Genomic DNA, 21541 nt, shown 5'->3' with positions numbered 1-21541 from the left:
TAAATCCGCGCCATAGTAGTTTTGAGGCTTTCGCCTCACGGAAGTTGCAAACTTCCGGGCATTTTGGGTCCAAGTTGAAAACTTGAACCATGTTCTTCGCCGGTTCTTACGAAAAACTCGACAGTTGCTTTAGTACCTGAAGGGCTTTCGCGGCGTCTTCTTTGGCTACAAAAAGGTGGTCATGGTAAAAGCCTGCGATGACGTTGCAGCTGATACCATGATCTGCCAAGGCTTTGGAGAAAGCGGCGGTGAGGCCTACTGCTTCTAGGGCAGAATGTACCGTTAGGGTAATCCAAGCGGCTACAAAACTGAACGCTAGCGCCTGCTGCTCGGCCACTTCTTTTCTTAGTACCAGCGTAACGCCTTCCTGCTCTCTGAATACGCCCAGAACCTCATCCATTGGAACCTGAGCGAACCTTTCTGGGGAGACGGTGCAAAAGACGTACTCTCCGGGGTTCAGCTCCGGTTGCATGGATTGAAGAAGGGTGTTCAGGTCTGTTTCTCCGGCCATCTGTTTTGCGGGTGTTTTTCTAAAAACGAGGCAAATCTGCGGGCTTAGTCGCAGGTGCCGTCAATGGAGCAGGAACCGGCGCTATCGCCGCTGATGAGTTGAGGTTTTTCCTCGTCCCAAACCTTCTCCAGTACTTCCTGGAACAACTCTGTGGGCTGGGCCCCGGAAACGGCGTATTTGTTGTTGAACACGTAGAACGGCACGCCGCGTACGCCTACCTGCTGGGCGTGGTAGATGTCTTGCTGTACTTCCTGCGCGTACGCATCGCTTTGCAGGGCTTCCCTGATCTCGGCACCGTTCAGACCCACTTCTTCGCCCAACTGCACCAGCGTATCCAGGTCGCCCACATTTTTGCCTTGGGTGTAGTACGCCAGAAACAGGCGCTCCTTCATCTCGTTCTGCTTGCCGTGCTTTTTGGCCAAATGCAGTAATCTATGGGCGTCAAAGGTGTTGTTGATGATGGCCTTGTCGAAGTCATAGTCCAGGCCTACTTCTTTAGCCATGGCGGCCATGTGGTCGTTCATCTGTTTTCCTTCGGCAGTAGTGCCGCCCTTGCGTTTGCCCAGATACTCATGCACCGATTGGCCGGGCACGAACTTCAGGTCGGGGTCTAGTTGGAAACTGCGCCAGATTATCTCTACCTTCTCCTTCGCCGGAAACGCTTCCAGCGCTTTCTCAAATCTGCGTTTGCCTATGTAACAGAAAGGGCAAACCACATCAGACCATATCTCTACTTTCATCTTGGTTTCTTAATTATGCCTCAAAAATACGCATAGATTCGTCATGGGTAACGTCTATTCTCTAGGGTACGCAACGGGAAGCATTTAAGCCAATGAAACGCTGCTTTACCCCAGGAAAGCATTCAGCCCCAACACGCCCAGTAAACCTATGACCGATACCAATGTCTCCATGATGGACCAAGTGGCAATGGTATCTGCAATGCTCAAACTGAAATATTCTTTGAACATCCAGAAACCGGGGTCATTCACGTGCGAAAACATCAGGCTACCCGCGCCCGTGGAAAGCACCATCAGCTCGGGACTTACGCCGGTGGCCGCAATCATGGGCAACGTGATACCCGCGGTGGTAATGGCGGCTACGGTGGCCGAACCCAGGCAGACGCGTAACAGCGCGGCAATGCTCCAGGCCAGCACCAACGGCGAGAGCGACAGGTCGCGTACCAGGGCTGTGATGTAATCGCCTACGCCGCTGTCTACCAATACTTGTTTCAACGCGCCGCCCCCGCCAATGATGAGCATGATCATGGCAATGCTACTCACCGAACCACTCAGCAAAGCCATAAGATCGTCCATTTTGCGGCCTCGGCTTAAGCCGAGGGTGTACAACGCCAGCAATACAGACAGTAGCAACGCAATGGCCGGGTCTCCCACAAAGTCCAGGGTTTTGCGGAGCGTAGATTCTGCCGGTAACACGGCGTTTGCCAATGTAGCCACACCCATGAGCAAGACCGGGAAAACGGCGGTGAAGAAACTGACGCCATAGCCGGGCATTTCATCTTGGGTGAAGATTCTGGGAGGAGCCAACCCGGCGGGCGGACTGGCCTTGAACCGGGTTAAGAAACGCGTGAAAACCGGTCCGGCAATGATGATGGCAGGCACCGCCACAATGAGCCCGTAAATGAGGGTTAAGCCGATGTCTGCCTTGTAAATGACCGCAATGGATGTGGGGCCGGGGTGCGGGGGAAGATAGCCGTGCGTGACCGAGAGCGCCGCCGCCATGGGCAGGCCCACAAACAACAGCGGCAAGCCCGTAGAGGCCGCCACGCTGAACACCAGCGGAATGAGCAGGATAAACCCGGCATTGTAGAACATGGGCAAGCCCACCACAAAGCCCGTCAGAATCATGGCCCACTGAATATGCCGTATCCCGAACTTCTGGATCAGGCTTAACGAGATGCGCTGGGCGGCACCGCTGTCAGAGATAAGCGTGCCCAGCATGGAGCCAAACCCGATGATCAAAGCAATAGACCCCAGTGTACTCCCAATCCCGTTCTGCACCGACGTGATGGCGTCTTTGACGGGCATCCCCTCGGCAATGCCTAATCCCAGTGCCACCAGAATCAAAGCCAGAAAGGCATTCAGCCGGAAGAAGATCATCAAGACCAGTAAGGCAAGTACGGCAAGGGCAATGAGCAGGAGCGGCATAGGCCTGGGTTAGTTTGGTTTGCAGGTGTTTTCCAGAAAACGGGTGCTAAACGGAGGCCGTACCAGAGTGTTGAAATTTTAACCTCACGTGATGGCAGCCTTAGTTTCTTAAATGTAGAAAAGTTTTAGATAGCCGCCGCACCGGGTGCAGATTCCTACTTCTCAACGCTTTTCTGGCTACCGTAAAGGCCTTTCTGCCTGCGGTTTTTACGCTGTTTCCTGAAAATATACGCAGAAAGGTAGCAAGCTGTAAAATTGCCAAAACTAGTTTATCTGTTTCAAGTAAGGGGAGTGTAGCGCAGGAACATACATCCTGAGGCAACGTACCAGATTCCGTTCTACTCTCTGATTTATCCCGTAATGGTTTTATTGTCTGAGTCCCTGTTCCAGCTTCCCATTCAGGACCCGGTGTTGGTCTTTGCGGTCATTCTGCTGGTGATTTTGTTCTCGCCCATGCTGTTCAATAAAATGGGGATTCCGGGTATTCTGGGCCTCATTCTGTCTGGGGTGGTGCTGGGGCCGCACGGCTTGGGGGTGCTGGAGCGCGACGAAAGCGTGGTGCTGTTCAGTACCATCGGGTTGCTGTACATCATGTTCCTGGCGGGGCTGGAAATGGACATGGATGACTTTAGGGAAAATAAGAACAAGAGCATTGTCTTTGGGGCGCTCACGTTTGTCATTCCGCTCATTCTGGGTTTTCTGGGTGCCCACTATATTCTGGGGTACAGTCCGCTTTCGTCTTTCTTGCTGGCCAGTATGTTTTCTACGCACACGTTGGTGGCGTACCCTATTATTGGGCGCTTGGGCATTACGCAGCACAAAACCGTCACGCTCATTCTGGGCGGTACCATTATCACAGACGCGGCCGTTCTGATTATTCTGGCGGTGGTTACCAACTTGCAGAAACCAGATTTGTCGCCTTTGTTCTGGGTGCAGTTTGTGGCTTCGTTGGGCGTGTTCGTATTTCTGGTGCTGTGGGGCGTGCCCCGGCTAAGCCGATGGTTTTTCCGGTCGTTGGAGGGCGAGGGCAACGCGCAGTACCTGTTTGTGCTGGCGGTGGTGTTTCTGTCTGGCTTTCTGGCGCACGTGGCGGGGGCCGAACCCATTATAGGTGCTTTCCTGGCCGGACTGGCCCTAAACCAACTCATTCCCAAAGCCTCGCCTTTGATGCACCGCACCGAGTTTGTGGGCAATACGCTGTTCATTCCTTTTTTCCTCATCAGTGTGGGTATGCTGGTAGATGTGCGGGTGCTGCTGGAAGGTCCTGAGGCTTTGTTTGTGGCGGCGGTCATCATCTGTATTTCCTTCGCGGGTAAATGGATCGCGGCTTTCGCTACCCAGAAAATCTACGGGTTCAATGCCAGTGAACGGAACCTGATCTTTGGCATGAGCAGTGCCCACGCGGCCGCCACTATTGCCGTGGTATTGATTGGGTATAACCTGGGCATTTTAGACGAAAGAGCCTTGAACGGCACCATCATCTTAATTCTGGTTTCCTGCCTCATCAGTAGCATTGTGGCCGAAAAAGCAGGAAGGACTATTGCCATTGCCATGGCAGACAAAGTCCCGGAAGGCACCGAAGGCGACGAGCGCATTTTGATTCCGGTAGAGAATCTGCAGCACCTGAAACGCCTCCTGGACTTCTCGCTGCTCATCAAGAACCCCATTGCCTCGGAGCCATTAATGCCCTTGGTGGTGCTCTCAGAACATCATAACCCCGAAGATAAGATTAAGCTGCACCAGCGCGATGTGGCCTCTGTGATTCAGGAAGCGACCGAGGAGCCGGAGCAGATACGGCCGGTGTACCGGGTAGATATCAACGTAGGCAACGGGATTATTAGGGCGGTGCGGGAACTGCGCATCACGGAGATTGTGATGGCCTGGAACGGCAAGTTGAGCGCCCGCGAGTGGCTGCTGGGCAGTGTGCTGAACCGGGTGGTGAACCATACGTCGGTGCAGACCATGTTCTGTAAGTTCTGCGATCCGTTGAACACTATCCAGACCATTATAGTGGTAGTGCCCCGCAATTCTGAACGGGAAGCCGGGTTCCCGTATTGGGTGAATACCATTCTGCAATTTGCGAAAGGAGCCGGAGCCAGAATCAGGATTTTGGGCGCGCCCAAGACCTTAGAAACCCTGGAGGCGTTTGTGACAAACCAAGACCGGTATACCGTGAATATCAGTTATGAGTTGTATGAGAACTGGGATAACTTCCAGACTCTCGCCAAAGAAGTGACCAAAAATGATTTGTTCCTGGTGGTTCTCGGTCGGCCGCACACGGTTTCTTATCGCCCGGAGTTCAACGTGGTGCCCCGCTACCTTTCCCGCTACTTCCAGGATGTGAGTTACGTGCTGTTATACCCAGAGCAGAAGTAAAGCTATTATCTAAAGAGGGAGTTACGCGTTTGCCAAATGAGCGGAGAGCACGTCTCGCACGGTAGTCCATTGCAGGTCTGGGTAGCGGTGGTTGTCTATTTTTTCCAAGTGCCCGCGGCCGTCCAGCATGTTGTGTAGGTACTGCATGCCCTGCCAGGCCGGGTAGATCTCATTGCCGCCGGGAGCAACCTTTTTGGTGACTTTGATAAGGGCACTCAGCATTCCCAATCCGCCGGGGCGGAAGAGGCGGTACTTTTCTCCGGCTACGGCACTGGCCACTTCCTGTATTTCGCGGGCGCTGAGTTGGTCTCCGGCAATGCGTAAGTAGCGCGGCGCGGCGTCATCCAGCGCGGCACACGCGGTAAAAGCGGCGGTGTCATCCATGGTGGTGAAATCCATGCGTTGGTCGGCGTTGCCCCAGTACAGCACCCGTTTGAACTTGAAGAGCACCAGCGGCATCTGCCCGGTCAGCATGTCGGCGAAGGCGCCGTTGAAAATGGTAGTGGGAATAATGGGCGCCTGCTTTAGGTAACGGTGGAATTCTTTTCTGAGCCCCAGGTTTCGGTTTTCTTCCACCGAAATTCTGGTGAAATCAAGCGAAAAATCTGACGGAATAAAGCGGGGAACTCCGGCGGCTACGGCGGCATCCAGCAAGACTTTCTGGGTGTCAATGATTACCTCGCGCAAGCCAGACAACGCAGACACCACACAGGAAACACCCTGGCAGGCGATGGCTACTTCGCCCATATTGTGCATGTCTACCGGCACCACCTCTACGCCTAGTTTCTTAAGCTTTTCTACCTTTTTGGGGTCACTGCTGGCGCGAACAATGGCCCTGACGTTTGCTCCTTGTTCAAGAAGAGAGTTGACAATTCTTCCGCCCAGATTTCCGGTGCCGCCTGCCACTAAAATCACTTTGCTCATCTTATTCTTCAGCTACCCTCTGGCCAGGTTGCCACCGGGTTTGCTGTCTAACGGTTTATTTACTCTGTTAACCGAAGAGTGGCAAAGTTGTTTTCTGGTAAAGGTTAACTTACAGGAAGATACCCAGACGCTCGTAGTACTCCTGAAGACTACGCGGTCTCTGTTTTAGACCTGAAAATGGGAAAACGGCTATGAAATGCGTGTGATGTGCGCTACTCAGGCGGAAATCCGTTTGAGCATGTTACTGAAAATAAAGGCGTGAAACGGCAGCACGGAGTACCAGTACAAGCGGCCCCACAAACCCAACGGCCGAAAGGTAGCGGTCTGGTAAAGCGTTCTGTCAATGATTTTGAACTCCAGCCAGGCCTCGCCGGGCAGTTTCATCTCGGCGTACAGTAGGAGGCGTTTTTCCTCACGGTCGGCGTAGAGGACGCGCCAGAAATCCAGTGATTCCCCGGCGTGGATCATGGTGCTGTTTTTTCGGCCCCGCCGAAGCCCCACGCCCCCGAACAGCTTGTCAATAAACCCGCGCAGTTTCCAGAGCCAGTTGGCGTAATACCAGCCGTTCTCGCCGCCAATGGACCAGATCTTGTGTACCGACCTTTCTACCTGCGTTACGTCGGCTTTCCGTTTGTCTGTGAAACACCCGAAGGTAGGTACCGTGAGTAGCTTGGAAATTCCTTCGTTGAGTACGTTGCTGGACAAAGCGTCTTTCCAACTGGCAATCACGCCTTCGTTCTGGATGCGGTCAAAGGCCAGCCGGATGGCGATGTCATAAGGCAGGAGTTTAATGCCAAGGCTATCTCTGAGGTTGTTTTCCTGGCAGATGACCTCCACGCGCATGCTCTGCACCAGGTTGGTAGCCAGCGTGTACGAGGTGGACGTGACAAAGTACAGCCAGTAAGACGAAAGCCGGGGCGTCATGACCGGCACTGTGATGATGGTTCTTTTCAATCCCCGCACTCTGGCAAAGCCCAGCAGCATTTCTTTGTACGTGAGCACATCTGGCCCGCCAATATCAAAGCTTTGGTCATACAGCTCTTCCTTGCCCAACACCCCTTTGAGGTACTCAATGACATTTCTTATGGCGATAGGCTGCGATTTGGTATTGAGCCATTTGGGCGCAATCATGACGGGCAGTTTCTCCACCAAATCACGCATGATCTCAAAAGAAGCGCTGCCCGAACCCAGGATGATGCCCGCCCGCAACGTAGTCAAGTGAAAAGAGCCCGAGGCCAGTATTTCTTCTACTACCTTACGGGATTGCAGGTGCTTGGAAAGCTTCTGGTCATTGGTAATGCCGCCCAAATAGATGACCTGTTTTGCGGCCGTTTTCTGGATTCTGTCCCTGAAATGAAGCGCTGTGGTGCGCTCCAGCTTCTCAAAATCGCCGCTCTCCGCCGACATGGAATGGATAAGGTAATAAGCCGCCTCAATGTCCTTCGGAATAGCGCTTAGTGATACTTGGTCCAGAAAATCCACCTCAATGACCTGCAACTTTTCCGAGGCGTATTTGCTCTCATCGAACCGGTTTTTGTCGCGCACGCAGCACACCACCTCATGGCCGTCTTTCAGCAGCGCCGGGAGCAGGCTCTGCCCAATGTACCCTGTAGTGCCGGTGAGTAAGATTTTCATGGTGGCTGCCGATGTTTCCTCCATTCACAGAAGGAAGTGTTTTACCGTAACAGCCTTGGTTTGCTTTTGTTATGGATGGAGGGAGTAAGAAAGTGAGAACCAGTGAGGTGGTAACTTGTTGCTGAAACTTTAAACTTAGAAATGGATTTGCAGCCCCACCGTGGGTACGGCCTTTGTCATCATGCTCCCTTGTTGCGGCAAGAAGGTTTGCCCCTGTTTCAATTGCATGGCCCTGGCTTTTTTCCTGTTGCGCCCTCCGGCTTTGAGCAAGATTACGCTTCCTATGATAGAGGCCACACCAGCGGTCCCCAGGGTATAGAAAATCGTGTTGTCAGCTTCACGGTTGATCCCCAATTCTATGGAACTACCTGCTGTAATACATAACCCCGTCCCAACTACCAGGAGAAGTACTCCCCCTACCGTTTGTGACTGCGCTAATTTTGAATAATCAGGGGGAGGGGAAGTGGACGTAGTTCCCTGACTAAAGGCTTTTGTAGCTACCGTAAGCAGGAAAAAGAAACACACCATACTTTTCATGATCTCTGATAATTTATGCGCCTTCTGGTCAATGCTGCTGTGGAAGTTTCTAGCCTGTGAAGCATTAGAAAGACACCTTCAGCCCCACCATGGGGACGGCCTTGGTCATCAAACTTCCCTGTTGCGGTAAGGGAACCTGTTCATAGCCAACGGCCATAGACCGTGCTTTTCTTTTGTTGTACCCGGCAGAGATAAAGGAAATAGTGCCTCCAATCGTGGATGCTATCCCCGCTACTATCACCAAGCCTGCTCCAGTGCCATTAGATTCATCCTTTCCTAAGGTAGTAATTGCACCAGCTACCTCCGCAAAAGACATCGCTGCTCCAAGCCCAATGAGCCCTATCCCCACCGGAGTGAAAACCCAGCCTTTTATCTTTTTTACTTTGCTTTTATGGAGATAATACTCCTTTGTGCCTTTAAGTGGACCTTCCTGGGTAGAGGTGACAGGTGTCTGGCTGTAGCAAACAGTGGTCTGGATCAGGAATGTCAGGGCGAGGATAATCTTTTTCATGGTGATCTGGTAATGGCCTACTCTTGAAATGCAATCTTTGGCTTCTCTGTCATGGTCTGTGAGAGGATGCCTGCGTCATAGGAAAATACCGGGTTAAAAGCAGCTTACGGAGGGGTTTCAGGCTGTTCTAACTCGTTTGACGAACCAGAGGGGGAGGTTGGAATTGATTACTGAATATACTTAATTATTTGTTGTATATTAAATGTAGTAGGTTGATAATCTCTTAATTACCTAAAATTAAGTACAAGCTAGAATCTGTTTCTAAGCTTGTTTTAGGAACAGGTGTCTGGAACAGCTTGAGAAGATATGCCAACGTTAAGTAGCTGAAGTTCCTATGCAGAAGAACGACCTTGTGAAAAGCCTTGTTTCTATCTTGATTTCTAGAAAACGGCCGCAAAACAGAGAAGCCCGAGGGTGTGTCCTCGGGCTTCTCTGTTTTAGGTAAGAAGGGAGCGTTACTTGCTCAGCAAATGATCTGCGGCCAGAATCAGGAACATGTAATCTGAGGAACCGCCGCCAATCACGTATTCGGTTTGTTGCCAGAGATACGGCCAGTGCAGCAGTTCCGGGAAGTCTGGCCGGATTAAGGCCGTACCGGAACCTACGCCGCCGGGGATGTACGACCACTCATCGCGGTTGTTTCCGTAGGCGGTAGTCAATGATTTGGCACCCACGCCCGAGGCGAAGGAAGACACGTTAGAACCCGGGTGCACGCCTAATACGAAGTTCATGGCGTGCAGCATGTAGGTTTTCGGGAAGATAGTGGGGTAGGAGGCGTGCAGGAAATACTGCTGCACCCCGAAGTTCTGGATACCCCAGCCGGCGCCCCAGATATCGGGTTCATACGGCATGCCGTACGGCGTTTTCTTTTCCTGTTCCTCTACTACTTTCTTGTGGTTGGCCACGGCAGCCAGTACCGCCGCTTTGTATTTTTTGTCTTTGATAAGCGGCAAAGTACGGCCAATCACCCAACCCGTGCGACTGATGTTCTTGGCGATGTCCTGGGTGTTGTCTACAAGCCAGTTAGCGTATTTCTTGTCTTTGGTGGAAAGCAGCAACTCGGCGGCAGCATTCACGCGCTGCATCTTGTCTTTCTCCTTCGTACGGTCCCACAACTCCTGGGCAATTTGCAGGCAGTGCGTAGACAAAGAATCATTGTAACCTTTCAAAGCACGCGAAGCCACGGCCAAGCAGGAAGCTACCTGCAGTTCCCGGCCGGGGTTCTCCTCTGTGAAGACCCAACGATCATCCGGGGCACCTTTCTGGCCAATCTCCGGGAGTGGATTAGGTGCTTTGGCTCGGTCAAACACTACTTCATCGGTTTGGGTGGAGGCTTCGCCCAATAAGGTATACTGGCGCAGAGACGGTTCAATGATGCCCCGATACAATCTACCCAAGTTGCGGTAACCGGCTACAATGGAAAGAGCACCGTGCTCTACCTGTTGCAGGATATCGTTCTTGCCATCGGGGCGGTGCAACTCAGCAATCTTCAGTTTCTGGTCGATGCTGGTGTTGTCGTACTTTACCTTGAATTCCTCAAAAGCGAGCGATAAAATCCGGATTTCATCCGCCAAGGATTCCACGCGCATGTCATAGTCGCCGGCATCGTGCCAGCCGCCTACCGCCAGGTTGGGAACGTGCTCGCCGGGTGCGTATTTGGTCAGGGTGCTGGGGCCGGAGATATAGCCGTCAAAGTGGTTGTGGTTGAGGGGCGCCATGCGAGCATCATCCAGGTGACAGGCATCGTGCCAGACTTTGTAGCGGTCGTTCACGCGCATGTGGCACATCTGCACCGGCAAGAACGTCTCAATCACCGATTGCCACACGTGCCGCTTGTACACCTGGTCACTGATCTGGAACGGGCTGGTTTCATAGGTGCCGTACTGCACTTTGTACATGCCGGGCTGCTCTACTTTGGTGAAATCGAACTGCAGGTAATGGTAGCGCAGGAACTTGCCCCATTCCTTGGGTTGGGTTTCCAGCACTTTCTCCAGCCCGCCTGTTTCCTTGATGCGGTACAAAGTCACCGGATGGCGCTGCGTTTCGGTTTTATCCAGTTCAATCACAGCTACTTTCTGCTGCTTGGGATGATAACCCACCTGTGAGATTTGTACCACTGGATCATACTTCCAACCGGCAATCGCGTTGGGCGACACCAACCACTCAATGGCTCCTTTAGAGGCGCCTTTTTTCACCAGTGACCGAACCACAAACCAGCCGTTGTTGTGCTGTGCCCGGCCATCAATCAGTTGCAGGCCTTCGCCAGTGACATTTTGAATAGTGAGCGTTTGCCGAGGGTCTTCGGGTACGATGGTCAGTTTCTGGCCTGTTGCCAGTGGCGTGGTCTGGTATTCTTTGGACGCATCATAAAAGCCTGGGCCGTTCAGCTGCCGTGGGAAAATCCCGAACTGCTTGTCCATGTAGTAGCTCTTCCCGAACAGGATACCCGGAAACAGCTCAAAGTTGAAGCCTACTTTGCCAATCCATTCATCGGGCAGGGGTTTGTCCAGGTCCACGATAATCCGGAAGTTCTTGCCCTCGGGCCGCACCTTTACCTCGTAGGCGAAGTTCAGGTCGGGGTAGATGATGGGGTTGAAGCCTTTGCGGTTTTTGTCCGGGTCTGGGTACTGCATCCGCACACTGATGGTCTGGGTGGCTTTGTCTACCACGCGCGGACCTACCTTAGGCACCGGCTGCCATTGGCCGGGCGTAGGCTCCAGGCGCAGATCGCCGTTGGTGCCAATACGCAGGCCGTTCTGGATAATGCCCACGCCGCCCTGGTGGCTCTCAGGGTAGAAGTCATGGGCCAACATCACGTTCAAACCCGGCATCTCCAGGTACTCCAGTTCGTTTAGTCTTAAGCCACCGCTGGTGTTGGTCTGGGCCAGCGCATTGGGCGTTTGCAAGGCAAGCACCGCTACGGCCGTCAGGCAAGAGGCTCTTTTGAGTAGTCTTTTGATCATTGGATATAGAATAGAAGGATGGTCTGGCAGAATCAAGATAATACCCTTTTAACCAGTTGGAAACTGTGGTTTAAGGCTGATTTGGCTTAAACGGGCCATAAACGGCATCGCGGAAGCGCTTGTGCAGTTTGCCGTCAAAGGGGAATACCTGCACAAACAGGACGGCGGTAAGGTCATTCACCGGGTCTACCCAGAACAGGGTGCTGGCCGCGCCATCCCAGAAGAATTCGCCCATCACCCCGTTGTTCTCCTCTTTAGAAGCCGGCGGATAAAGGCGTACCGCGAAGTCAATCCCGAAACCCACTCGTCCTTTGCTGGGTAGCCACATGCGCTGCGTAACACTGTCTGCCAGCTGGTTTGTAGCCATCAATTTAACGGTCTCGGGTTTCAGAATTCTGGCCTTACCCAAGGTACCCTTGTTCACCAACATGCGGGCGAATTTCATGTAATCATCCAGGGTAGAGGTGAGGCCCCAACCGCCCGGTGTCAAGGCAAATCCTTTGGTGTTGAAAAGATTGTCTATGTCAGGAACGCGGGTCAGCTGGCTACCTTCGCCTTTGCGGTAGGTAGCGGCAAACCTGCTCTTGTCACTTTCCGGCACCACGTAGCGGGTGTTGGCCATGCCCAGCGGGGTAAAGATGTTTTCCTGCAGGAATTGGGCAAAAGGCTTGCCGGAGAGGCGCTCCACTAGATAAGCCTGCACGTCTACCGATGGACCGTACGACCACTGCTCACCGGGTTGAAACAGGAGCGGTAGGTTGGCTAATTTCTTCACCATCTGCTCCAGTGTGTTGTTGGGGTTGGAAAGGTCGGCCTTCTGCACCAATTCGCTTAAACCCGGAAGGTCGGTGGCAGACGCGAATCCTGCGGTATGGCGGGTAATGTCCCGGACGGTGATGGGGCGTTTGAGCGGCTCCAGGATCAGGTTACCCGAGGCATCTACCCCCTTGTACACCTTCATGTTGGCAAACGCCGGAATATATTTTGATAGCGGGTCGTCCAGTTGAAAGGCGCCTTTCTCGTACAGCTTCATCAGGGCTACCCCGGTCACCGGTTTGGTCATGGAATAGATGCGCACAATGGTGTTTCGGTCCATGGGCGTTTTGGCCTCCCGGTCAGCATACCCGAAAGCATTGTGGTAGACTTCCTTGTTTTTCTCAAAGATCAACGCCGATGCGCCCGCTACTCTGCCTGAATCTACAAAGCCCTTTAAGGCCGTATCTATCTGGGTTTTCACCGCATGATTAACGATGGCAGGAGCCTTCTTTGCCTTTTTACTGGTAGGCGGTAGTTTGAAGGAAAAGGCTGTAAGGGAAATGAATAGTAAAGCGTAGATGATTTTATTCATTGGGTTGCTTTTTGGGTTTGTTGGCACAGGCCGAGGCATCGCCGCGAATGGAGTTGTACCATGTAAGATACTGCAATTTTTAGTAGTGCGTACCAGTAAGCGCGGAGAAATGCTTCAAAGATTTAGAAGGTAGCCTTTTTACGTTTATCAGAAGTCAAGCACTCATCAAGCGCAACACTACAACCCGACTTGTTACTTTTTTCATAGGTTTGTACTGTCTGTTCCCCTCAAATTGCGTAAGCAACGTACCAAGCGCAGGACGCCAACAGAAGAGGTATTCCTGTTCACATTGGTCTAGTGTCTTCGCTTTCATTTTTCACCTCATGAGATACCTTTTAACTTTCCTATTTCTAATCTATTTTCTTCCGGCCTTTGCGCAGGTTACCATAAATGGACGCGTACTGGATGCCCGTTCCCAACAGCCGCTGGAAGGAGCGGTGGTCAGTGAAGCAGTGACTGGTAGCCTGGTGCTGACGGATGCCGCGGGTCAGTTTCAGATAATGCTGGCTTCGCGCTTTGATACGTTGCTGGTGCAGCGCGCCACCAGCCATCGGCTGCAAAAACTGGTAGTGCCCCAAAGCAGAAAGCAACTGGTAATTTTATTGGAGCCGTTGGCCGTGAATCTGCAGGAAGTAGTGGTGAGAGGCTATGAGACCCGTAGGCCCTTGCAAAAGACGGCCGGGGCCATTGGGCTGCTTTCCACCCGTGATTTGGAACGTTTTTCCCAAACCACCTTGGTGCCCGCTCTCAATACGTTGCCGGGGGTACGCATGGAAGAACGAGCCACGGCCAGTTACCGCATTTCCATACGGGGCAGTTCTTTGCGGGCACCGTACGGCGTACGCAACGTGAAAGTGTACCTGAATGAGGTACCGCTGGTAGAAGCAAACGGTACCATTCCGCTGAACATGCTGGATGCGGGTACCATAGGTAACATTGAAGTCATTAAAGGTCCGGCGGGAAGCGTATACGGCGCGGGTACGGGCGGCACTATTCTGCTGGAAACCGTGAGGCCCATAGAAAGCAGCGTCATGGCTGGAGCACAGGTAGGTTCTTATGGCTTGCGCCGAGGGTTTGCCGCTGCCAGTGTGGCTTCCGAGAAATCAAACCTGTTGTTGCGCTTTGACCGGCAAACCCTGGACGGCTACCGTGAGCAAAGTGCCCTGGATCGCAAAAACGTGCTCCTTTCGGGGCAGTTTTACCCAAACCAGAAGCAAACCTTTTCCTTTCATGCGCTCTACTCAGACCTGTTCTATGAGTTGCCCGGTGCCCTCACCCGTGAGCAGTTTGAGGCTAATCCGCGCGCGGCGCGGCAACTGAACAAAGACCAGAACGCCTCGCTCAACGTGGAAGGCCTGAACCTGGGCTTTGTGCACAATTACCAGTTCAATGAGCGCTGGAGCAATACCACTTCCTTCTTCGGGGTGTTCAGCTTCCTCAACCATCCCTTCGTGACGGATTATGAGCGCAATGTAAACCAGAGTTTCGGGGGCCGCACGCGCACTACTTATAGAACCCAGATAGGGTTGCTCCCTACGCGGTTCACCGTTGGTGCCGAGGCGCAGCGCCGCTTCATCAATGCCCGCCAATACGTGAACAACGCCGGTACGCCCGGACCTTTGAATTATGACGATGAAGTGACCGTAAAAGAAGGTTTTGTTTTCGGCCAGGCCGAAGTGGATTTGCCTTCTGATTTTCTGCTTACGCTGGGAGCCAGCCTTAATTCCTTGCGCTATGACATTGCCCGGGTGTCTGAAGCGGCCACAAATCCTAACTATGAGCAAACCCGGAAGATTGATGCCCAGCTCTCGCCACGCGTTGGTCTGGTGAAAGTAATTTCCCCTACGTTATCGGCGCACGCCAGCGTGAGTGCGGGGTTCTCACCGCCCACAGAGGCCGAGGTTCGTCCGTCTGATGCCAGCATCAACCTTTCGCTGCAGCCTGAGCGGGGTACCAATTATGAAGTGGGGGTGAGAGGCAGTCTGTTGGACCAGCGCTTCACGTTTGATGTGGTAGGCTTTCATTTCAAGCTGAAGGAAACCATTGTGAGCCGTACCACGCCGTCTGGGGTAGCTGTTTTCGCGAACGCCGGAACAACCCGGCAGCAGGGCGTGGAAGTGGCCGCCGGATATGCGTTTGTGCAAGCCCCCCAAGAGGCACTGAGCTTGCTTCGGCTTTGGGGAACCTACACCTACAACCGTTTCCGGTTCCTGAGCTACCAACAGAACGAGAACGATTTTTCGGGCAACCGCCTCACCGGCACCGCTCCCCACGTAGCCGTAGCTGGTCTAGATGTGGAAACCCAACTGGGATTGTACCTTAACGCCACGGCCAATTACTCTGAGGAAATTCCGCTGAATGATGCCAACACGGTGTACGCGCCAGACTACCTTATCTTGGGCACCCGAGCCGGTTTCCGGCGCACTCTGGCGCAGACCTGGCACCTGGATGTGTATGGCGGCGTGGACAACGCTACTGACCGCGATTACAGTTTAGGTAATGACTTAAATGCCTTCGGGAACCGCTACTTCCAGGCCGCACCGGGCCGTAACTTCTATACCGGTGTACAGTTGCGGAAGAGTTTTTAAGCTGTTTTTAGGAAAGTAGCCAGAAAGCGGAGGATAGGTAGTGGTTTGTGATAAGTCAGACGATCAGTAGAAATAAAAGGATTTACTTTTCTGAAACGCGTGTAAAAGTTTCCCGGTGCCGGAAGCCGCCCTGGCGTAAAAACTTCCGCAGTTCTTTTTGGCTGGGATTGGCTAAAAACACCTCCTTTTCTTCCCGCAGTGGAATGATTTCCTTCATCTTTTCCCGGTCTACAGAATCATCTAAGTATTGAAGTTGAATCTGCTTTTTACCGTCTGGTTTCAGGCAGAAAACAGCCCATCTGTTAGGAGCAATCTGCCGGTTGAGGAAGTACTGACCTTTGAATTTGCGTAATTGATGAGCAGTGTTCTGAAAGAACAACGTGTCGCTGGTGGTAACCAACAGGTAGAGGGAGTCTGGCGTTTGCCGCAGAACAGGCATTCCTTCCGGGAATCCCTCGGCGTAGAACCGGCCATTCTCCAGTTTGTAGGTGATGGAATCCTTCTGCAACTCCTGTACAGAGGTGGGTGACAAGAATTGCGTTTTCCGGATTAAGGTAGTAGCGTTGAGGTGAAGGGTAGAGCTGTCTTGCGGATTGACGTATTCGCCCCAAAGTGCGGATGGGAATTGTGTTTCTTCGGCGGCGGTGAGTGGCTGCGGGTTCTCGAACTGTAACCCTGGGTCTGAGGAGCAGGCGTTCATGCCCGCTAACAAGAAGAGACCGACAATAAAAGTGAGTAGTCTTGGCATGGCAGAAAGCAACGTTATTTCTCCTTGATTCCGGTTGTGCAGGAAAGTAACCCATTCATTTACAGGAAAATAATGGTTGGAGAAGCGTTGCTTAAGAAAAAAGGCGTTTCCGGGTTCTTTCCCCGAAAACGCCTTTAAAATAGGTTTCCTTTATTCCGGTAAACCGGTAAGGATTAGCTTAGAAGATACGGCCTTGTGCTTTGGCTTTGCGGCCTTTTTTCACAGGCTCTTCTTTCTTTACTTCCGGAGTAGCCGCAACGTCAGCTTTCGCTAACACGGTGGCTCCTTCAGTATCTAGTTCCACCACATCATAGCCTAATTTCTCCAGGCCTGGCTTGATAGCGGCTTTGTCGCCCACCAGCATGATGCTCATATTATCAACCGGCAGGTATTTTTTAGCCAGCGCGTTGATTTCCTCTTTGGTGATGTTCTGCAGAATTTCGTTCTGCTTGGTCACGTAGTCAGGCGTTAAGTTGTAGCGCAGGATGTTGTTGAGGAAGGCTGCTTTCTGGAACGAGGTTTCATACTTGCGGGCATCAGACTGACCGATGGCATTCTTCATGAAAGCCAGCTCGGCATCTGTGATTCCTTCTTCTCTGAAGCGCTTGATCTCTTTCATGAACTCCACCACAGACGCGTCAGATGCATTGGAACGAACCCCGGCCGAAGCGGTGAATGGACCAGCCTCTTCAGTACCAGAGAAACCAGAACGGGCACCGTAGGTGTAGCCTTTGTCTTCGCGCAGGTTCAGGTTGATGCGGCTGTTGAAGGCTCCACCCAACACGTAGTTCATCAAGGAGGCTTTGTAGTACTCGCCGGTGGCGTCATACGGAAGCGCCATGTAGCCAATTCTGATCTCAGACTGGGCGGCTTTCTCTTTGTCTACAATGAAGATCTTCGTCTTGTCAATACCGGCCGTTTTGAAGTCTGCAGGCATGGTCACAGGCTTGGCTGCCCATTTGTTCAGGAACGCCAGCTTAGACATGATTTGCTTCTGATCAGTATCTCCTACTACCACCAGGTTGGTCACGCTTGGCGAGAAATAGTTCGCGTAGAATTTCTTCACGTCATCTAATGTGATGCTTTCCACAGAAGCCACGGTACCCACAACCGGAATGGCGCGGATGTTGCCTTCGCCGTACAGCATTTTGTTGTACACATTGTCGGCTACCGTGGTGGCTTGGGTGCTTTGGTTTTTGATGGCCTCTAAGCGCTGCTTTTTGATGCGCTCAAATTCAGCGGCATCAAAGCGAGGACGGAACATGCGCTCTTCCAGCAAAGCCAGCGTAGCATCCAAGTTTTTCACTTGCGACTGCACCTGTACGGTCATGCTTTCAGAACCACTCCCGAACCCGATGGAAGAACCTAGTTTCTCCAATTCCGTGCTGATTTGCTCAGCCGTGTATTTCTGCGAAGACTCATTCAACATAGAAGCTGTCAGAGAAGCGATACCAGCTTTGGATGGGTCGTGCGCTTCCAGTTTGTGACCGCCTTGCAGGGTGAACAACATGGTGACGGTAGGTACTTCGTCGCTTTTAGCACCAATCACTTTAATGCCGTTGGCCAGGCTTTCTTTCCAGAATGGAGGAACAGTAATGGTAGGAGCGGCACCCGCCGCCGGGCGTTTGCTGCGGTCAAAAGTATCTTTGGCTTTTACGTAGGTCAAACCAGCATATTGGTCAGCCGGAGCTTTGTAGCCACTTGGGTCAACTTTGAAGTTATCGGCTTTCGCCACCATCTCAGGTTTACCCTTAGGTACCACGCTCAGAATAACGGCTTTTTTGCCTTTAACATACTGGTTGTACACCCGTTGTACATCGGCTTTGGTGACCGCTTTAACCGCCGCCAATTCTTTGGTGAGGTGGTTAGGGTTACCGGTCATGAACTGATTGGCGGCCAACGTAGAGGTTTTGCCTTGTACGCTGGATAATCTGTTAATGACGCTGGACTCATAAGAAGCCTTGTAGCGGGCAATGTCCTCATCGGTCACGCCTTTTTTCTCGAACTCAGCTACGGCATCGCGTAGTTGCTTCTCGGCATCTGCTAGGCTTTGGTTTGGAAGAACCCGGGCCGAAAGGGTGAATTCACCGGCTAGTTCTGAGGTAGAATGGTACGCACCGGCCTGGTTGGCTTTCTGCGTTTTTACCATGTTCTGGTAAATGATGGATGTTCTGCCACCGCCGATGATGTCAGAAAGCACATCTAAGGCAGGCTCATCTGGGTGATTGGCCGGAACGGTAGGCAATGTCATCTGCACCAAAGGGAAGCGGATGTTGTCTTCGTAAGAAATGTAACGGTCTTGGGTAAGCACCGGAGCCGCCAGTTTCATGTTCTTCACTTCCGGACCTTTTGGAATAGAACCGAAGTATTTTTCGGCCAGCTTCACCACTTGGGCAGGCGTAACGTCACCACCTACAGTGAGGGTAGCATTGTTAGGGCCGTACCAGCGCAGGAAGAAGTTCTTGAGGTCATTTACGTTTACCCGGTTCAGGTCCTCAATGTACCCGATGGTAGTCCAGGAATACGGGTGACCGTATGGATACAGGGCTGCAGAGGTCTTCTCATATACCAGGCCGTACGGGCGGTTATCATAGTTCTGGCCGCGTTCGTTCTTCACCGTTTCGCGCTGTACCTCAAATTTTTTCTGGGTCACGGCATCCAACAAAAAGCCCATGCGGTCAGCTTCCAGCCAAAACGCGGTTTCTAGCTGGTTAGAGGGAACGGTCTCAAAATAGTTGGTGCGGTCGCGGTTAGTAGTACCGTTTAGGGTTCCGCCAGCATCAGAAACAATCTTGAAGTGCTCCTCATCGGCTACGTTGTCAGAGCCTTGGAACATCATGTGTTCAAAGAAGTGCGCAAAACCAGACTTACCCACTTCCTCGCGAGCCGAGCCTACGTGGTAAGTCACGTCTACGTGCACAATGGGGTCAGAATGGTCTTCGTGCACCACCACGGTTAAACCGTTAGGCAACTGGTATTTCTCGTAAGGAATCAGCAACTCGCCGCTCTTACGGGTAACAGTCTCCAATTTGCGGGTGCCTTGCTGAGTTTTAGCAGCGGTTGTGGTCGCTTTTTTGGCCGGAGTGGCCTTTGGTTTGGTCTGCGCTTGTGCCTGCGTGAGCATGGCGGCAGCCAGTAAAATGGCCAGTGTGCTCTTCTTTGACATGAACTTAGTTTGTTTGGGTTTGATGAAAGCGGGTTAGAAGGATATTACCAAGGAATCTATTGCACAATTCTTGGTTGAGAAAGGTTCATTAACTACTTGGGAAATAATTGATTAGGCTCTTAAAAAGCAAAGTTGCTTGTGTTTACAATAGGGGTTGCTTGTGTTTACAATAGGGAAGATACAGGATAAGTCGGGACTTTCAGGGAAATATTACAAAAATTTCCGTTTTTAATCAGTTTTCTAAAAACAGCCCTTAAACGGTGAGCATTGCCAGATTGAACGGGCAATGCTCACTGTTTTTATGTAAGTGGACAGAAATAACTATGTATTCTCTCTTTGTCATCTTGGAAGGATCTTGTGGGTGAACTAGAAAAGCTGTAAATAAACGCCTTTGCCGCTCGCTACCGAGATCCTTCCAGGATGACAAAATGTATATTTTAATTTGTTCTGCTACTTACTTTGGTCATCAAGGTAGATGGTTTCTGGCTATTTAACCCGGCTGAATTCCAGCTCTGAGAAGTGGAAATCTGGGTTATTAGAATCTAAGCGTAGTTCCGTAATGGAGCCGTCTGGGCCTGGTAGAAACCGGGCTTTGGTAGGCGTGAGCAGCGCGAAGTTATTTTTCCAGGCTAGGTCAAAAATATCAGGTTGCCAGAGCGATAGTTCACCGCCCAAAGCCGGAGCAGCGACCAGACTCAGAACCAATTTGCTTTTTTGCACCGTTATTACCGCGTTTCCATACAGAGGGCTGTGGTAAGTGCCCGCGTAGGCGTTCAGGTCGCGGGTGAGTTTAGCTTTGGAAGCTTTCCCTTTGGCAATCTTCTCTTCCGCAGCTTTTTCTGCGGCTTGGGCTTTGGCGGCAGCCTGCAGGTTGAACTGGCTCCAGTCGCGGCCGTTGGTGATGCCCATGAACTGGTCAATGGTGTAGTTAGCGATAGGGGCCATGATGCTGCTCATGCTGTTGGTCAGGATGATGATGCCCAACTTTTCTTCGGGTACCAACACCGTACGGCTGTTCATGCCTTCATGTCCGCCACCGTGCGCTACTATCTTGCGGCCTTGGTAGTCATTGAGCATCCAGCCCAAACCGGCGCCGCTGAAATGTATTGAAGGCGTAATGGTTTCCATCTCTTTGGCTACTACCGTGGGGTTGTGCATGGTCCACATGGTGTGGGAGGCGTTTTCAGAAAAGAGGCGCTGGCCTTGGTAGGTGCCTCGGTTCAGTTGCAGTTTGAGCCATTTGGCATCTTCCAATACGCTGGTGAAAATTCCGGCGGCCGGGTTCCAATTGTTCCAGGCGGTGAGCACGGTGGGTACTGGTTTGCCGTTTTCTGTGACGGGGTTGCCGTGCGGCGTGGCTACATTCTCTATTCCTTTGAGTTGGTTCACCGAGGTATAAGACCGCGTCATGCCTAAAGGCCGGAAGATGCGTTCCTGGATAAACTGCTCCCAGGGCTTGCCGGAAACCGCTTCAATCACTTCGCCCGCGGCGATAAACATGAGGTTTGAATAGCCGTAACCGCCCCTGAACGGATAAGCAGGTTTCAGGTATTTGGCGCGTTGCAAGATCTCTTTGCGGCTGTAGGTGGTGTTGTACCAAAGCAAATCGCCGGAAAAGGTTTGCAGACCCACGCGGTGGCTGAGTAGGTCCCTAATGTTGAGGTGCTGCGTCACGTAGGGGTCATACAGCTGCAAATAAGGCAGGTATTTGGTCACGGGGTCATCCCAACTCAGTTTACCTTCGTCTACCAACATCGCCAGCGCGGCGGCGGTGTAGGCTTTGGTGTTAGAGGCAATCCCGAAGAGGGTGTTCGCATCTACGGCACCGCCTTTCTGTTGGTCGCGCACGCCGTACCCTTTGGCGAACACCACAGAATCATCTTTGACAATGGCGATGGCCATGCCCGGCACGTTCCAATCTTTGAGCGCCTTCTGGTAGTAAGCGTCTAGCTTCTGAAAATCAACCTGGGCAAAGGCGGGAAGGGAGAGGCTCCACAAGAGCAGGGCCAGAAAAGTAAGCCGGAGAGACCGGTAAGTGGGACTAAAAGACATGGGTGAGGATTTCGTTT

Annotated in this window: 14 protein-coding genes; 2 read left to right on the top strand and 12 right to left on the bottom strand. The window is 52.2% G+C overall.

Features of this window, described 5'->3' with window-relative positions:
• Positions 1-106: 106 nt before the first annotated feature.
• From ACY0JR_RS04165 to ACY0JR_RS04155, 3 genes are all read right to left on the bottom strand, one after another.
• On the bottom strand, positions 107-511 hold the full coding sequence (locus tag ACY0JR_RS04165; RefSeq protein ID WP_462632633.1) for an ACT domain-containing protein: 405 nt from the start codon (positions 509-511) through the stop codon (positions 107-109).
• Positions 512-555: 44 nt separating this feature from the next.
• A complete protein-coding gene (locus tag ACY0JR_RS04160) occupies positions 556-1251 on the bottom strand; it encodes a DsbA family oxidoreductase (protein ID WP_462632632.1) in 696 nt (231 codons plus the stop codon).
• 105 nt (positions 1252-1356) lie between these two features.
• On the bottom strand, positions 1357-2676 hold the full coding sequence (locus ACY0JR_RS04155) for a gluconate:H+ symporter (RefSeq protein ID WP_462632631.1): 1320 nt from the start codon (positions 2674-2676) through the stop codon (positions 1357-1359).
• Between the two features lie 360 nt (positions 2677-3036).
• On the opposite strand from ACY0JR_RS04155, the gene ACY0JR_RS04150 reads away from it, so the two are divergent.
• Positions 3037-5052 carry a cation:proton antiporter gene (locus ACY0JR_RS04150; RefSeq protein ID WP_462632630.1) on the top strand — a complete coding sequence of 672 codons (2016 nt, stop codon included), beginning with the start codon at positions 3037-3039 and terminating at the stop codon, positions 5050-5052.
• Positions 5053-5073: 21 nt separating this feature from the next.
• On the opposite strand, the gene ACY0JR_RS04145 is transcribed toward ACY0JR_RS04150, so the two are convergent.
• The 6 genes from ACY0JR_RS04145 to ACY0JR_RS04120 all read right to left on the bottom strand — a co-directional run bounded on the left by ACY0JR_RS04145 (position 5074) and on the right by ACY0JR_RS04120 (position 12970).
• Positions 5074-5976 (bottom strand): NmrA family NAD(P)-binding protein, encoded by a 903-nt coding sequence (locus ACY0JR_RS04145; RefSeq protein ID WP_462632629.1) that lies wholly within the window; start codon positions 5974-5976, stop codon positions 5074-5076.
• 216 nt (positions 5977-6192) lie between these two features.
• Positions 6193-7611 (bottom strand): SDR family oxidoreductase, encoded by a 1419-nt coding sequence (locus tag ACY0JR_RS04140; protein ID WP_462632858.1) that lies wholly within the window; start codon positions 7609-7611, stop codon positions 6193-6195.
• 135 nt (positions 7612-7746) lie between these two features.
• A complete protein-coding gene (locus tag ACY0JR_RS04135; RefSeq protein WP_462632628.1) occupies positions 7747-8139 on the bottom strand; it encodes a hypothetical protein in 393 nt (130 codons plus the stop codon).
• 73 nt (positions 8140-8212) lie between these two features.
• The gene (locus tag ACY0JR_RS04130; RefSeq protein WP_462632626.1) at positions 8213-8659 is read right to left on the bottom strand and encodes a hypothetical protein; all 447 of its coding nucleotides are present in this window, start codon (positions 8657-8659) and stop codon (positions 8213-8215) included.
• A gap of 455 nt (positions 8660-9114) precedes the next feature.
• Positions 9115-11622: a glycoside hydrolase family 9 protein gene (locus ACY0JR_RS04125; RefSeq protein ID WP_462632625.1), complete on the bottom strand. Its 2508-nt coding sequence runs from the start codon at positions 11620-11622 to the stop codon at positions 9115-9117.
• Between the two features lie 70 nt (positions 11623-11692).
• Positions 11693-12970: a serine hydrolase domain-containing protein gene (locus ACY0JR_RS04120; protein ID WP_462632624.1), complete on the bottom strand. Its 1278-nt coding sequence runs from the start codon at positions 12968-12970 to the stop codon at positions 11693-11695.
• A 323-nt stretch (positions 12971-13293) separates the two neighbouring features.
• Here ACY0JR_RS04120 and ACY0JR_RS04115 point away from each other — a divergent pair, with 323 nt between their 5' ends.
• Positions 13294-15558: a TonB-dependent receptor gene (locus tag ACY0JR_RS04115; protein WP_462632623.1), complete on the top strand. Its 2265-nt coding sequence runs from the start codon at positions 13294-13296 to the stop codon at positions 15556-15558.
• An 82-nt stretch (positions 15559-15640) separates the two neighbouring features.
• On the opposite strand, the gene ACY0JR_RS04110 is transcribed toward ACY0JR_RS04115, so the two are convergent.
• The 3 genes from ACY0JR_RS04110 to ACY0JR_RS04100 all read right to left on the bottom strand — a co-directional run bounded on the left by ACY0JR_RS04110 (position 15641) and on the right by ACY0JR_RS04100 (position 21524).
• Positions 15641-16306: a hypothetical protein gene (locus tag ACY0JR_RS04110; RefSeq protein WP_462632622.1), complete on the bottom strand. Its 666-nt coding sequence runs from the start codon at positions 16304-16306 to the stop codon at positions 15641-15643.
• A 178-nt stretch (positions 16307-16484) separates the two neighbouring features.
• On the bottom strand, positions 16485-19472 hold the full coding sequence (locus ACY0JR_RS04105) for a M16 family metallopeptidase (protein ID WP_462632620.1): 2988 nt from the start codon (positions 19470-19472) through the stop codon (positions 16485-16487).
• A 486-nt stretch (positions 19473-19958) separates the two neighbouring features.
• Positions 19959-21524 carry a serine hydrolase gene (locus ACY0JR_RS04100; protein WP_462632619.1) on the bottom strand — a complete coding sequence of 522 codons (1566 nt, stop codon included), beginning with the start codon at positions 21522-21524 and terminating at the stop codon, positions 19959-19961.
• Positions 21525-21541: the final 17 nt, after the last annotated feature.

It is taken from the genome of Rufibacter sp. JT3400010 (assembly GCF_054956755.1).
The sequence above is the reverse complement of the archived record's forward strand: the minus strand, read 5'-3'. Positions and strand labels throughout refer to the sequence as shown.